This window comes from Rhizorhabdus sp. P4_G6 (assembly GCF_056401045.1).
In genome coordinates this window covers 71,384-84,576 of the sequence record NZ_JBFUKC010000001.1, presented here as the reverse complement: position 1 = coordinate 84,576, position 13,193 = coordinate 71,384, and the positions used below count along the sequence as shown (strand labels likewise).

Here is a 13,193-nt window from a genome sequence, read left to right as displayed (position 1 = left end):
TCTTGTGCAGCGCAACAAAGCGTTGCACCATCGGCTTGGCGATCAGGACATGACGGAGCGGTATGGCAGGGCAAGGCGCTTTCGACGAAATCCGGGGAACACCGGGCGATCCGGCAGGACGACCCGAATTCGCGCGACTTTCGGAGTGGATAGAAAACACACCCGTGGTCGAACTCGATCGCCGGCAGAAAGCCGCCGAAGCCGCGTTCCACCAGCTGGGGATCACCTTCGCAGTCTATGGCGAGGAAGAGTCCGCCGAGCGGATCATCCCCTTCGACATCGTTCCCCGCGTCTTCACCGCCCGGGAATGGTCGAACCTGTCGGAGGGGCTTGTCCAGCGGGTGGAGGCGATCAACGCCTTCCTGGCCGACGTGTACGGCGATCGGAAGATCCTCAGGGACAAGATAATCCCGGACGAGCTGGTCCTGGCCAATCCGCAGTTTCGCCCCATGCTGGCCGGCGCCCGTCCGCCGCACGGCGTGTTCGCCCATATCTGCGGCATCGATCTGGTGCGCACCGGCCCGGACGAGTTCTGGGTGCTGGAGGATAATGCGCGCACCCCGTCGGGCGTCTCCTACATGCTCGAAAATCGCGAGGCAATGCTGCGGCTCTGCCCCGAACTGTTCCAGCAATATGACGTCCGCCCGATCGACAGCTATCCCGACGCGCTGCTCGAAACGCTGCAGTCGGTATCGCCGCGGGTACAGGGCGCGGGGGCGGTCTGCGTGCTGCTGACCCCGGGACATTTCAACTCCGCCTTCTACGAGCACAGCTTCCTGGCGGACTCGATGGGCATCGAACTGGTCGAGGCGGCCGATCTCGAAGTCGACGACGACAAGGTGTGGATGCGGACGATCGAAGGCCGCGTCCAGGTCGACGTGATCTATCGCCGCATCGACGACGATTATCTCGATCCTCTGGTTTTCAAGCCCGACTCGCTGCTCGGCGTGCCGGGCATCGTGGCCGCTTACATGGCCGGCAACGTCGCGCTGGTGAACGCGCCGGGAACGGGCATCGCCGACGACAAGGCGATCTACAGCTACATGCCCGAGATCGTGAAATATTATTCGGGCGGCGAGGCGAAGCTGCCCAATGTCGAAACCTATCGCTGCCGCGAGGCGGACGCGCTCCAATATGCGCTCGACAATCTCGACAAGCTGGTGGTGAAGCTCGTCGACGGATCGGGCGGATATGGCATGCTGGTCGGCCCGACCGCGACCAAGGCGCAGATCGAGGAGTTCCGTATTGCCCTGAAGGCGGAGCCGCAGCGTTATATCGCGCAGCCGACGCTGGCGCTGTCGACGGTTCCCACGCTGTGCGACAAGGGCGTCGCCCCCCGCCATGTCGATTTCCGTCCATTCGTGCTGTCCGGTGCCAAGGGGGTGACGATCACCCCTGGAGGCCTGACCCGAGTGGCGCTGCGCGAAGGGTCGCTCGTCGTCAATTCGAGCCAGGGCGGCGGCACCAAGGATAGCCTGATCCTGGCGTCCGGCCGGGAGGATGCAGCCTGATGCTCTCCCGCACCGCCAACTCGCTGTTCTGGATCGGCCGCTATGTCGAGCGCGCCGAGTTCACCGCCCGGCTTATCGAGGCGACGATACGGCTCGACGCCCTCTCCCCTCGTCCGGCCGGCCAGGCCGCCTGGGACAGCGCCCTGCTCGTCGCCGCCGCCGACTTTGACTTCGCGCTGACCGGCGAGACCCGTTCGCCCGTCGCGATCAGCCGCTACCTCACCTTGTCCGCTTCCAATCCGAATTCGATCCGCTCCTGCCTCGACTCGGCGCGCAGCAACGCCAAGTCGGTGCGCACCGCGCTGAGCCGCGACGCCTGGGAAGCCATCAATCGCGCCTGGCTGGGCCTGCGCGGCCGTGCGTCGACCGGCGGCAGCCAGTCCACGCTTGCCCTGGTCGAACAGATCCGTGCCGAAACCCGCGGCTTCGAAGGCGCCCTGCACCGGATGCTGCGCAACGAAGCCTATAGCTTCATCGGCCTCGGCGCCGCGGTGGAGCGCGCCGACAACACCGCCCGGCTGATCGACGTCAAATATCATCTGCTGCTGCCCGAGGGCGAGAAGGTCGGTGGTCCCATCGACAGGGACCAGTGGACGACGATCCTCCACACCGTCTCCGCGGTCACTGCTTATCGCTGGCTGTATAGCGAGGGGCTGAAACCCTGGCTCGTTGCCGAGCTCCTCAGCCTCAAGCCCGAACTGCCGCGCTCGCTGATTGCATCATCGGAGGAAGCGGTCATGCACCTTAATGCGATCGGCAAGCGCACCGGCCTCCAGGGCGAAGCCGACCGCCTGGCGCGACTGCGCCACAACGCACTGGAACGCACGACGATCGATGCGATCTTCGCGCAGGGTTTGCACGAATGGCTCACAGCCTTCATCTATGAGAACACCCGCATCCACCATGCGATCGGGCAGCAATTCCGGTTCGGCTGATGCGGCTATTGATCCATCATCAGACAGAATATCGCTTCACGGAGCCGCAGGCGCGCGTCGTCCAGATGCTGCGCCTGACGCCATGCAGCCATATCGGCCAGAACGTCGTCGATTGGCGGATCGACGTCGACTGCGACGCCAGGCTCAAGCATTTCAGCGACGGCTTCGGCAATGTCGTTTCGATGCTCTATCTGGCTGGACCGATCGAGCGGATCGGGCTGAGGGTCACCGGCGAGGTGCTGACCGAGGATCGCGCCGGCGTAGTATCAGGTGCGATCGAGTCGCTGCCCCCGGCAGTCTATACCCGCCCCACGGAGCTCACGGCCGCGGATGACGCGATCCAGGCGCTCGCCGAGGAAAACCGGTCGGCGACCGGCAACGAACTCGGCCGCGCTCACGCGCTGAATTCCGCCGTGCACGAACTGATCCGCGGCACGCCCGAGCGCAGTCCCGTCGTCCGGTCCGCGTCCGAGATCGTTGCCGTCGGCTCGGGCTGCAGCATGGACATGGCGCATGTCCTGATCGCCGCGGCCCGGACGGCCGGCTTCGCCGCCCGCTTCGTCACTGGCTACATCTACCGCGACGATCCCGATCACGGCCACCGCCAGGCGCCTCATTTCTGGGCCGAGCTCGATGTGCCCGGATATAGCTGGATCGGCTTCGATCCGATCAACGATCAATGCCCCGACGACCGCTATGTCCGCATCGCCAAGGGCCTGGATTTTCGCGATGCCGCGCCGATTTCCGGAGCGCGCGTCGGCGGCGGGCACGAGGTGCTCAATGTCGGCGTCGACGTGACCCTGTCGCAGGGCCAGTCTCAATCCTGATGCCATGGACGGCCGGTCCATTGCGGCCTATCTGGGCGGATCATTGGCGGGAAATGATCGCGACATGAAGCTGGTTCGAGGGCTCTGGAAACTACTGGTCGGGATCAAGGACGGGCTCGTCCTGATCGCGATGCTGATCTTCTTCGCCTTCCTGTTCATGGCGCTGTCGATCAAGCCGAACAGCGTCGTGCCCAGCTCCGGCGCATTAGTGCTGGATCTGTCGGGCACGCTGGTCGAACAGCCGGCCGAGACCGACCCGCTGAGCCTGTTGTCGGGCAACCGGAGCCTGATCCACGAGACACGGCTGCGCGATCTGGAACGCGCGTTGCAGACCGCCTCGACCTCGACGAGCATCAAGGCCGTCGTGTTCGATCTGGACGCCTTCCTCGGGGGCGAACAGGCCGCGATCGCGACCGCCGGCAAGGCGATCGACAAGGTGCGCGCGGCCGGCAAGCCGGTCTATGCCTATGCCACCGGCTATAGCGACGATGGCTATCAGCTGGCCTCGCATGCGACCGAGGTCTGGCTGAACCCGCTCGGCGGGGTTCTCCTGTCGGGGCCCGGTGGATCGCGGCTCTATTATAAGGGGCTGATGGACAAGCTCGGCATCACCGCCAAGATCTATCGGGTCGGTGCTTTCAAGTCGGCGGTCGAGCCCTTCATCCGCAATGATCAGTCGCCCGAAGCCCGCGACGCCAATCAGGCGCTGGCCAATTCGCTCTGGGCGAGCTGGCAGGCCGATGTCGCCAGGGCGCGGCCGAAGGCCAGGCTCGCGCCCTATCTCGCTCGTCCCGACGCGATGATCGCCGCTGCCGGGGGGCAGATGTCGCAGGCCGCGCTCAGGGCCGGGCTCGTCGACAAGCTGGGCGATCGGAACGCCTTCAACTCGCGGGTCGCGGCAGTCGCAGGCGATGCCAATGATGGCGGCATCAACGACTTCAAGGCCATCCCGCTCGATCGCTGGGTCGCCTCGCACGGTGAAAAGTCGAGCGGTACACCGATCGGCGTGCTGACCGTCGCCGGCGAGATCGTCGATGGCGAAGCCTCGCCCGGATCGGCCGGAGGCTCCACGATATCCAACCTGCTGCTCGACGAACTCGCCCGCAAGCGGATCAAGGCGCTGGTCGTCCGGGTCGATTCGCCCGGCGGCTCGGTTATGGCATCGGAACAGATCCGTTCGGCGATACTCCAGGCCAAGGGCCTCGGCCTGCCGGTGGTGGTGTCGATGGGCGGCGTCGCGGCGAGCGGCGGCTACTGGATCTCTACCCCGGCCGACCGGATCATCGCCGACCCATCGACCGTCACCGGCTCGATCGGCGTGTTCGGCATCCTGCCGACCTTCGAAGGGTCGTTGGCCAAGCTTGGCCTTTCGGCCGACGGCGTCAAGACAACCCCGATGTCGGGCGAACCCGATCTCTATCGCGGCACCTCCCCGATGTTCGATGCGATGATGCAGGGCTCGATCAACGACATCTACCGGCGCTTCACCGGCCTGGTCGCGCAGTCGCGCAAACTACCGATCGAGCGCGTTCGCGAGATTGCTGAAGGGCGCGTCTGGGCGGGCAGCACCGCACGGCAGATCGGCCTGGTCGACCGCTTCGGCAGCGTCGACGATGCTGTTGCCGAAGCGGCCAGGCTGGCCAGGATCGATCCCGGCTCGGTCCGTCCACTGTATATCGAAAAGCCGCTGTCGCCTTGGCGGCAGATGATCAGGTCGCTGGTCGAACCGGATCAGCAGGACAGCGATGCGGCGCGGGCAAGCGGCCCGTGGGGCGCGGTTGCCGGACGGCCCGACCGTATCCTGCTGCATGCGCTGGCCGAGGCGCAGCATATCCTGACCGGTCCCGCGATCCAGGTCCGCTGCCTCGAATGCACCGCCAGCGAGCCGCCGCCCCGCCCCGGCGACATCAGCGCCGCCCGCGCCCTGCTGGCATGGGCTACACGCTGAAGGTTCGGCCTGCCGCGCGCGCGGACGCGGCGGCGATCGCTGCGATCTACGCCCATTATGTCCGCAACTCGATGATAAGCTTCGAGGTCGACCCGCCCGACGCGGAGGAACTCGCCGCGCGGATGGATCACATCCTGCCACATTATCCGTTCCTCGTAGCCGAGCAGGATGGCATCGTGGCCGGCTACGCCTATGCAGCGAGACTATACGAGCGCGCGGCCTATCGCTGGGCTGCCGAGGCGACGGTCTATGTCGCGCACGGCCAGCATCGCCAGGGCATTGGCGCGGCGCTCTACCGCACGCTCATCGCCGCTCTTGGCGAACAGGGGTTTCAGGCGGTGGTCGGCAAGATCACCCTGCCCAATGCCGCCAGCGTGCGGCTTCACGAGTCGTTCGGATTCGTGCGCTGCGGGATATTGTCGAAGGTTGGCTACAAAATGGGTAGCTGGTACGACGTCGGGCTCTACCAGCTCGATCTGGGCACGCGCCCGGCAAGGCCCCTGGAAACCCGGCCATTCGCGTGATGAGGATCAGGAAAAGCGGCTGGTGCAGATCTTCATCACCTCGGCCGGCGCGCCGAGTTTCGTCATCTGCACCAACGCCGCTTCCTTGAGCGCCTGCGTCTTCACATAGCTGCCGGCGCCGCGAGCCTTGAGAGCACTGCCGATCGGCCCGTCGAGCCGCCGCTTCATCTTCTGGAAGGCGGCGAAGCTCTCCTGTGCCCTTGGATCGGTGGTGGTCACTGTCTTCACCAGGAAATCGCCCATCGAATAGCAGCCCAGCTCGGCGTCGAACCGACCCTTGGGCAGCTCGATGCCCTCGATCTTCTTGACGACCGGATAAGCCTGATCGCAGGGCGCGACCAGATCCTGCCACTTGCCGTTGGTGATGTCGGCTTCGACCTCGCCCATCCGGTTGACGACGGCCGAAGCGCGCTTGGCGGAAAAATTATTCCCGTCCGACCCTGCGATCATCGCGTAATGGATGATTCGGGTCTGCGCACCGAAATCCAGATCGCCCTTTGCCTCGGGCGCGTTCGCGCGCGAATCGGCGGCGCTCACCACTGCACAGGTCGCGGCCCGGTCGATCGGATCGCTCGGAAGCGCCAGCTGCTTGGGGCCACAGGAGGCGAGCATCAACGCTGCCGCAGATACCACGGCGACCTTGCCCAACAACCAGCTACGCATCTTCACATCCTCGACTTCACAGTGCACGACTCTACGTTTCGTTGCCGTCAGGGTTCCCATGGGCAACCAGGATGTCGCCACGGTGAACGGCGCGCTCGGTTACGTTCATCGGTCTTGATATCCCGGCAGGGCGATCCCCCGCACGATCGCGAACGCGCGCAGCACGAAGCCTGCCCCAACGGCGATCGCTGCTGCGGCGAGCAGCGGCGTGCCCAGCATCGTCAGCAGCACGAAAAGGCCCGCCGCCAGCGCCGCCGCGGTGACATAGACTTCGGGGCGCAGCAGGATCGAAGGCTCGCCGGCCAGCACGTCGCGGATGATCCCACCCATGCAGGCGGTAACCACCCCCATGGCCGCCGCACCCAACGGCGGGACCCCGAATGCCAGCGCCTTCCACGATCCGAACACGGCATAGGCAGCAAGCCCCAACCCGTCGAACCAGTCGATCGCCTTGACCGGCCATATCTGCTGAGGCGTCACCCAGACGGCGATAGCAGCCAGCAGGCAGACCGCCAGCGCCCGATTGTCGTAGATCCAGAATACCGGCGCGCCGATCAGGAGATCGCGAAGCGTCCCGCCGCCGGTACCGGTCACCGCCGCGAAAAAGACGAAGGTGACGATGGTCTGCCCGCACCGCGCCGCCGCCAGCGCGCCGCTGACCGCGAAGATGGCGATCCCGGCAATGTCGAGCCAGGGCAACACGGAACGCGCCATCATGAGATCGGGAAGAAGCACGGCCCGCCCTTACGCAAAACAACCCTCGCTTGAAAGGCAGAGTGCAAACCAACACTATGCCGCATGTCCGAATCCCCCTCGATCCAGATCCGTCCGGTGCGTGAGGACGACATCGACGCGATGTTGGCGCTGGCTGCGGGAGCGGGCCCCGGCTTCACCAATCTCCCGCCCGACCGCAAGGCGATGGCCGACCGCATCGCGCGCAGCATTGCACTGCTCGACGGGGACAATCTCGGCGGTGCGATCATCCTGGGGCTGGAAATCGACGGCCGGGTCCGCGGCTGCGGCATGGTCTTCCCCCGCCTCGGCACCGACTGGCCCTTCTATAGCTACCGGATCAGCTACACGACGCAGCGATCGAGCATCGACGGCCGGATGGTGCGCTTTCCGGTGCTCACCCTGACCAACGACCTCGAGGATTGCGCCGAAGTCGGCGGCTTGATCGTAGATTCGGCGCTCCGCCACGGCGGCTATGGCCGGATGATGGCACGGAGCCGCTACCTGTTCATCGGCCGCCACCGGGCGATGTTCCGCAATCGGGTGATCGCCGATCTCAGGGGCTGGCTCGACGAGGGCAGATCGCCCTTCTGGGATGCCGTCGGGGGACGCTTCTATGCGATGAGCTTCGCCGAGGCCGATCATATCAACGGCACCACCGGCAACCAGTTCATAGCCGATCTCGGCCCGCGCGCGCCGATCTACGTCAATATGCTGTCGCAGGAGGCGCAGGCGGTGATCGGCAAGGTGCATGACGATGGCCGGTCGGCGCGCAGCCTGCTCATCGAGGAAGGTTTCCGCGACGAAGGCTATGTCGATATCTTCGATGCCGGCCCTACCCTCGTCGCCACCATCGACGATCTCCGAGCGATCCGCGATCTCCGTCACGCCATGTTCGTGCGCGGCAGCGACGCCGATGTGCTGCGCGATCACCTGATCACCACCGGCAGCGGCTCCGCATTTCGCTGCACCGCCGGGTCTGTCGAGGCCTCCGGCGGACAGGCCGTCACCGACCGGGCGAGCGCGGCGAGCCTTGGCCTGTCGGCAGGCGATGGCTTCAGTTATCTCGCGTTATGACGATCGAGATCAACTTCGACGGGCTGATCGGCCCTATGCACAACTATACCGGGCTGTCGGACGGCAACATCGCCAGCGCCAGCAATGCGGGCGCGGTGTCGCAGCCGCGGGCCGCGGCGCTGCAGGGGCTGGCCAAGATGAAGCGGCTGATGGACCGGGGCCTGACGCAGGGCTTCATCCCCCCGCCACGCCGCCCGGCGGTTGCAGCATTGCAGACGCTCGGTTTTACCGGCGATGACAATGGCATATTGAGGCGCGCCGCTGCCGACGATCCTATGCTGTTCATCAATGCCTGTTCGGCATCGGCGATGTGGGCGGCCAATGCGGCGACCGTGATCGCCGGACCCGACAGCGCCGATGGTCGCGTCCATCTGGTCACGGCCAATCTCGCCACGATGCTGCACCGAAGTCTCGAGGCGCCGGATACCTATCGGATGCTGCGCAGCATCTTTCCCGACCAGCGCCATTTCGCCGTCCACCCGGCACTGCCCGCGACGCAGCATTTCAGTGACGAAGGCGCAGCGAATCACATGCGGCTGACCGAGCATCACGGTGCGGCCGGCCTCAACATCTTCGTCCATGGCACAGCGCGCGGCAGCCGCTTTCCCGAGCGCCAGGCGCGGCGCGCCAGTGAGGCGGTCGCCCGGATCGCCGGCATTACGGGCTTCCACATGCTGCAGTCGCAGGCCGCGATCGAGGCTGGTGCCTTCCACAACGATGTCGTCGCGGTCGCCAACGAGCATGTCCTGCTCGCCCATGCTGCCGCCTTCGAGGATCGTAGCGGGCTTTTCGCCGCAGCGGAACGGGCCGTGCCCGGATTCACCCCCGTCGAGGTCGACGGTATCGGCCTCGACGATGCCGTCAGCTCCTATCTGTTCAACTCGCAGCTCGTCACGCTGCCCGAGGGCGGAATGGCGCTGATCCTGCCGGGAGAAGCCCAGGCCAATGCCCGCGTCTGGCGGGCGGTCGAGGCGATCCTCGCCGGGAACAATCCGATCAACGAGGCCATCGTCGTCGATGTGCGCGAGAGCATGCGAAACGGCGGGGGCCCGGCCTGCCTGCGCCTGCGAGTCCCGATGAGCCCTGAAGCTCGGCTCGGCGTCGACCCGCGCTTCCTGCTCGACGAACGGCGCTGGACCGCACTGTGCGAACTGGTCGAGCGCCATTGGCCGGCACGGATCGCGGCGGCCGATCTGCTCGATCCCGAGCTGTGGGGTCGGGCCAGTGCCGCGCATGATGCTCTCGATGCACTACTGCTGCGCGACATTTGAACTTCCGAAACGGATGCCGCACAAGGTGGTGATGGCTTCCCATCTCCAGACTTTGGCTTTGGCGCGCTGATGCTCGTCGTGCGCCCCGCCGGCCCGTCCGACCTCGACGCCCTGATGGAACTGGCCATCCTGTCCGGGCGTGGCTTCACCAGCTTGCCCGAGGACGAGGAGACGCTGCTCAACCGGCTGACGCTGTCGGAAGGCAGCTTCACCGGCGCGATCCCGCCGCGCGAAGCCTGGTACACGCTGATGCTCGAGGATCTGGAGACCGGCCGGGTCGAGGGGCTTTGCGGCGTGCGCGCGGCCGTCGGCGTAGCCCGCCCCCATTTCTCCTTCCGGGTGATGACGCTCGCGCAATTCTCCTCGGCGATCGGCACCCGCTTCGACCACCAGGCGCTGGTGCTGGTCAACGAATGCGCGGGATGGACCGAGGTCGGCTCGCTCTATCTGCGCCCGGAGCGGCGCTCGGGGGGCGCCGGCAGCCTGCTCGCCCGCTCGCGCTACATGCTGATCGGCGTCGACCGGACGCGCTTCTCGGAGACCGTGATGGCCGAACTGCGCGGCTATTTCTCGCCCGACGGCACCTGTCCCTTCTGGGAAGGCGTCGCGAGCAAATTTTTCCACCTGCCGTTCGACGAGGCCGATCACATGGTGATGTCGACCGACGGGCAGTTCATCCTCGATCTGGCGCCGCGCCACCCGATCTATGTGGAGTTGATCGCTGAATCGGCCCAGGCAGCGATCGGCAGGGTCCATGTCGAGGGCGAAGCGGCCCGGGCGATGCTCGAACATGAAGGATTTCGAGGGTCGGGGCTGGTGGATATTTTCGACGGAGGTCCCACCTATTCGGTCCCGCGCGAAACCATCAAGACGATCGAGCGGACGACGGCCCTGCCGGTCGTGATCGGTAATCCGGTCGAGGCGCCGGAGCGACTGATCTCGACCCTGTCGGTTCCCGGCTTTCGCGCCACCCGGGCGAAGGTGCGGATCGAGGACGGGGCGGCGATGCTCGATATCGCGGCGGCCGATGCCCTGCGGCTGAAGGATGGCGATCTGGTGAGAGTGAGGCAATGATGCGCTCGATCGATCCCGCGACGGGACAGACGATATGGGAAGGCGAGGAGACCGCGCCGGAGACGGTCCCAGCGATCGTCGCCCGCGCCCGCACCGCGCTTCCCGCCTGGGCGGGGCTGAGGGGCGAAGCCCGCATCGCCATCCTCCGGCGCTATGCCGACACGCTGAAGGCCCGCACCGAGGATATCGCACGCGATATCGCACGCGAAACGGGAAAGCCGCTATGGGAAAGCCGCGCCGAACTCGGCTCGATGATCGCCAAGGTGGCTGTCTCCATCGCCGCGCAGGCGGAGCGCGCCGGCACGCGCAGCGCGGACACCGCGTTCGGCCGGGCGGTGCTGCGCCACAAGCCGCATGGCGTGATGGCGGTGCTCGGACCCTATAATTTTCCCGGCCACCTTCCGAACGGGCATATCGTGCCGGCGCTGCTGGCGGGCAACACCGTCGTCTTCAAGCCGTCCGAGGAAACCCCGCTGACCGGCCAGCATATGGCGCGGGCATTGCACGATGCCGGGGTGCCGGAGCATGTCTTCCAGATCGTCCAGGGCGGCCGCGACCAGGGTGCCGCGCTGATCGATGCCGACATCGACGGGTTGCTGTTCACCGGTTCGGCCGCCACCGGGGCGCACTTCCGCCGGGTGATGATCGAGCGGCCGCATGTGATCCTCGCGCTCGAACTGGGCGGCAACAACCCCCTCATCGCCTGGGGGGCTGCGGATGCATCGGCAGCGGCGATCGTCCAGTCGGCGTTCGTCACCACCGGGCAGCGCTGCTCCTGCGCGCGGCGTCTGATCGTGCCCGAGGGGGTGGAGGGCAATGCGATCATCGAGGCGGTGCATACGCTGGCTTCCCGGCTGAGGATTGGGGCGTGGGACGATCCGGAGGAACCCTATATGGGTCCGTTGATCTCGCCCCGCGCGGCGCAGAACGCGCTCGATGCGGCCGCAGCGCTCAAGGCACAGGGTGCGAAGCCCCTCCTCCCGTTCGAACGGCTCGAACGCAGCGAGGGCTTCGTCACCCCGGCGATCTACGACGTGACCGGCATCGACGTTCCCGATGCGGAAATCTTCGCGCCGATCCTGCAGGTGATCCGCGTGCCCGATTTCGACGCGGCCATCGCCGCCGCAAACGCCACCAGCTTCGGCCTGTCGGCGGGGCTGCTCGCCGATGACCCGGCGCTATGGCAGCGTTTCATCACCGAATCGCGCGCCGGCGTCGTCAACTGGAACCGGCCGACGACCGGCGCTGCGGCAAACATGCCGTTCGGGGGGCTGGGCAAATCTGGCAACCACCGGCCGAGCGCTTATTATGCCGCGGACTATTGCGCCTATCCGGTCGCGAGCTTCGAGGCCGACGCGATCGCGGACCTTTCGGCGGAACTGGCCGGACGGCTGCTGTGATCGACCGGCACCGCGCCGCTCTGGACGCCGCCGCCGCGGCACCGATGCTGGCGCAGGTGAGGCGGTGGAGCGCGGTCAACAGCGGTTCGCGCAACCTCGACGGTCTCGCGGCCATGGCGGACCTGCTCGTGGACGCTTTCTCGATATTGCCGGGCGAGATCCTGTTGCGCGATGCTGCGCCGGGAGAGGAAGTCGACCGGGCGGGCCAGGTGCAGCCGCTCGTCTTCGGCCGGAACCTGCATGTCCGCGTTCGCCCGCATGCGCCGGTGCAGTTGCTCCTCACCGGCCACATGGACACGGTCTATGCCGTCGAACACCCATTCCAGACGCTGACCGATCTCGATGGCGGCGCCGTGATCAACGGGCCAGGCGTCGCGGACATGAAGAGCGGCATCGCCCTGATGCTGGCGGCGTTGCACGCGATCGAGCTCTCGCCGCTTGCAGCGCGGATAGGCTATGAGGTGGTCATCAATTCGGACGAGGAGATCGGCTCGCCGGGCTCCGCGACGCTGATCGCCCAGGCCGCCCGCGGCAAGCTTGCCGCGCTGACCTATGAACCCGCGGCGCTGCCGGACGGCACGCTCGCCGGGGACCGGCCCGGCAGCGGCAATTTCTCGATCATGATCACGGGGCGTTCCGCCCATGCCGGCCGCAATCCCGAAGATGGCCGGAATGCCGTCGTCGCCGCGGGTGATCTCGCGCTGCGCCTGTCCCGTGCGCGCCGCTCCGGCCTGGCGATCAACCCCGCGCGCATCGACGGCGGTGGCCCCAATAATGTCGTGCCCGACCAGGCGATCTTGCGCGTCAACCTCCGCCCCGCTCTGCCCGCCGATCAGCAGGTGGCGCAGGTGCTGCTCGATGCACTGGCGCGCGCCATCGCCGCCGAACATGATGTGTCGGTCCATGTGCATGGCGGCTTCGGGCGTCCACCCAAGCCCATCGACAAGAAGGCCGCACGGCTGTTCGCGCTGGTCGAGGACAGCGCCGCGCTGCTCGGCCGGCCGATCGGGCACAAGGCGACCGGAGGCGTGTGCGACGGCAATAACATCGCCGCTTGCGGCGTGCCGGTGGTGGACACGATGGGCGCTCGCGGGGGTGCGATCCATTCGCCGGACGAATATCTGGTCGTCGAGAGCCTCGCCGAACGGGCGCAGCTTTCGGCGCTGGTGATTCTGAGACTGGCCGAGCAGGGGCTGTAATCCGTTGACACTCGCCCCGCCCGTCCTTGTAA

The 13,193-nt window shown here is 66.5% G+C and carries 12 protein-coding genes; 10 read left to right on the top strand and 2 right to left on the bottom strand.

Annotated elements, in window-relative coordinates; all coding sequences use genetic code 11:
• The first annotated feature begins 62 nt into the window (after positions 1-62).
• The 5 genes from AC1DPF_RS00385 to AC1DPF_RS00365 all read left to right on the top strand — a co-directional run bounded on the left by AC1DPF_RS00385 (position 63) and on the right by AC1DPF_RS00365 (position 5,745).
• Positions 63-1,511 carry a circularly permuted type 2 ATP-grasp protein gene (locus AC1DPF_RS00385; RefSeq protein ID WP_477959148.1) on the top strand — a complete coding sequence of 483 codons (1,449 nt, stop codon included), beginning with the start codon at positions 63-65 and terminating at the stop codon, positions 1,509-1,511.
• A complete protein-coding gene (locus AC1DPF_RS00380) occupies positions 1,511-2,446 on the top strand; it encodes an alpha-E domain-containing protein (RefSeq protein WP_477866528.1) in 936 nt (311 codons plus the stop codon). Before AC1DPF_RS00385 ends, AC1DPF_RS00380 begins: the two co-directional genes overlap by 1 nt.
• A complete protein-coding gene (locus tag AC1DPF_RS00375) occupies positions 2,446-3,273 on the top strand; it encodes a transglutaminase family protein (protein WP_477866530.1) in 828 nt (275 codons plus the stop codon). Before AC1DPF_RS00380 ends, AC1DPF_RS00375 begins: the two co-directional genes overlap by 1 nt.
• Before the next feature lie 64 nt (positions 3,274-3,337).
• Complete coding sequence (sppA, locus tag AC1DPF_RS00370) at positions 3,338-5,221, top strand: signal peptide peptidase SppA (RefSeq protein WP_477959147.1); 1,884 nt, start codon at positions 3,338-3,340, stop codon at positions 5,219-5,221.
• The gene (locus AC1DPF_RS00365; protein WP_477866534.1) at positions 5,206-5,745 is read left to right on the top strand and encodes an N-acetyltransferase family protein; all 540 of its coding nucleotides are present in this window, start codon (positions 5,206-5,208) and stop codon (positions 5,743-5,745) included. Before sppA ends, AC1DPF_RS00365 begins: the two co-directional genes overlap by 16 nt.
• 6 nt (positions 5,746-5,751) lie before the next feature.
• Here AC1DPF_RS00365 and AC1DPF_RS00360 read toward each other — a convergent pair whose 3' ends face one another.
• Entirely contained in the window at positions 5,752-6,408 is a 657-nt protein-coding gene (locus AC1DPF_RS00360; RefSeq protein ID WP_477959144.1) for a hypothetical protein, read from the bottom strand.
• 105 nt (positions 6,409-6,513) lie between these two features.
• Positions 6,514-7,122: a trimeric intracellular cation channel family protein gene (locus AC1DPF_RS00355; RefSeq protein ID WP_477959473.1), complete on the bottom strand. Its 609-nt coding sequence runs from the start codon at positions 7,120-7,122 to the stop codon at positions 6,514-6,516.
• Positions 7,123-7,206: 84 nt separating this feature from the next.
• On the opposite strand from AC1DPF_RS00355, the gene AC1DPF_RS00350 reads away from it, so the two are divergent.
• From AC1DPF_RS00350 to AC1DPF_RS00330, 5 genes are all read left to right on the top strand, one after another.
• Positions 7,207-8,217, top strand: coding sequence for an arginine N-succinyltransferase (locus AC1DPF_RS00350; RefSeq protein ID WP_477959143.1), 1,011 nt, complete (start codon positions 7,207-7,209; stop codon positions 8,215-8,217).
• Positions 8,214-9,488, top strand: coding sequence for an N-succinylarginine dihydrolase (locus AC1DPF_RS00345; protein WP_477959140.1), 1,275 nt, complete (start codon positions 8,214-8,216; stop codon positions 9,486-9,488). Before AC1DPF_RS00350 ends, AC1DPF_RS00345 begins: the two co-directional genes overlap by 4 nt.
• A gap of 69 nt (positions 9,489-9,557) precedes the next feature.
• The gene (locus AC1DPF_RS00340) at positions 9,558-10,562 is read left to right on the top strand and encodes an arginine N-succinyltransferase (protein WP_477866542.1); all 1,005 of its coding nucleotides are present in this window, start codon (positions 9,558-9,560) and stop codon (positions 10,560-10,562) included.
• Complete coding sequence (astD, locus tag AC1DPF_RS00335) at positions 10,559-11,962, top strand: succinylglutamate-semialdehyde dehydrogenase (protein ID WP_477866544.1); 1,404 nt, start codon at positions 10,559-10,561, stop codon at positions 11,960-11,962. The genes AC1DPF_RS00340 and astD overlap by 4 nt, the downstream gene beginning before the upstream one ends.
• Positions 11,959-13,161: a hydrolase gene (locus tag AC1DPF_RS00330; protein ID WP_477866546.1), complete on the top strand. Its 1,203-nt coding sequence runs from the start codon at positions 11,959-11,961 to the stop codon at positions 13,159-13,161. Before astD ends, AC1DPF_RS00330 begins: the two co-directional genes overlap by 4 nt.
• Positions 13,162-13,193: the final 32 nt, after the last annotated feature.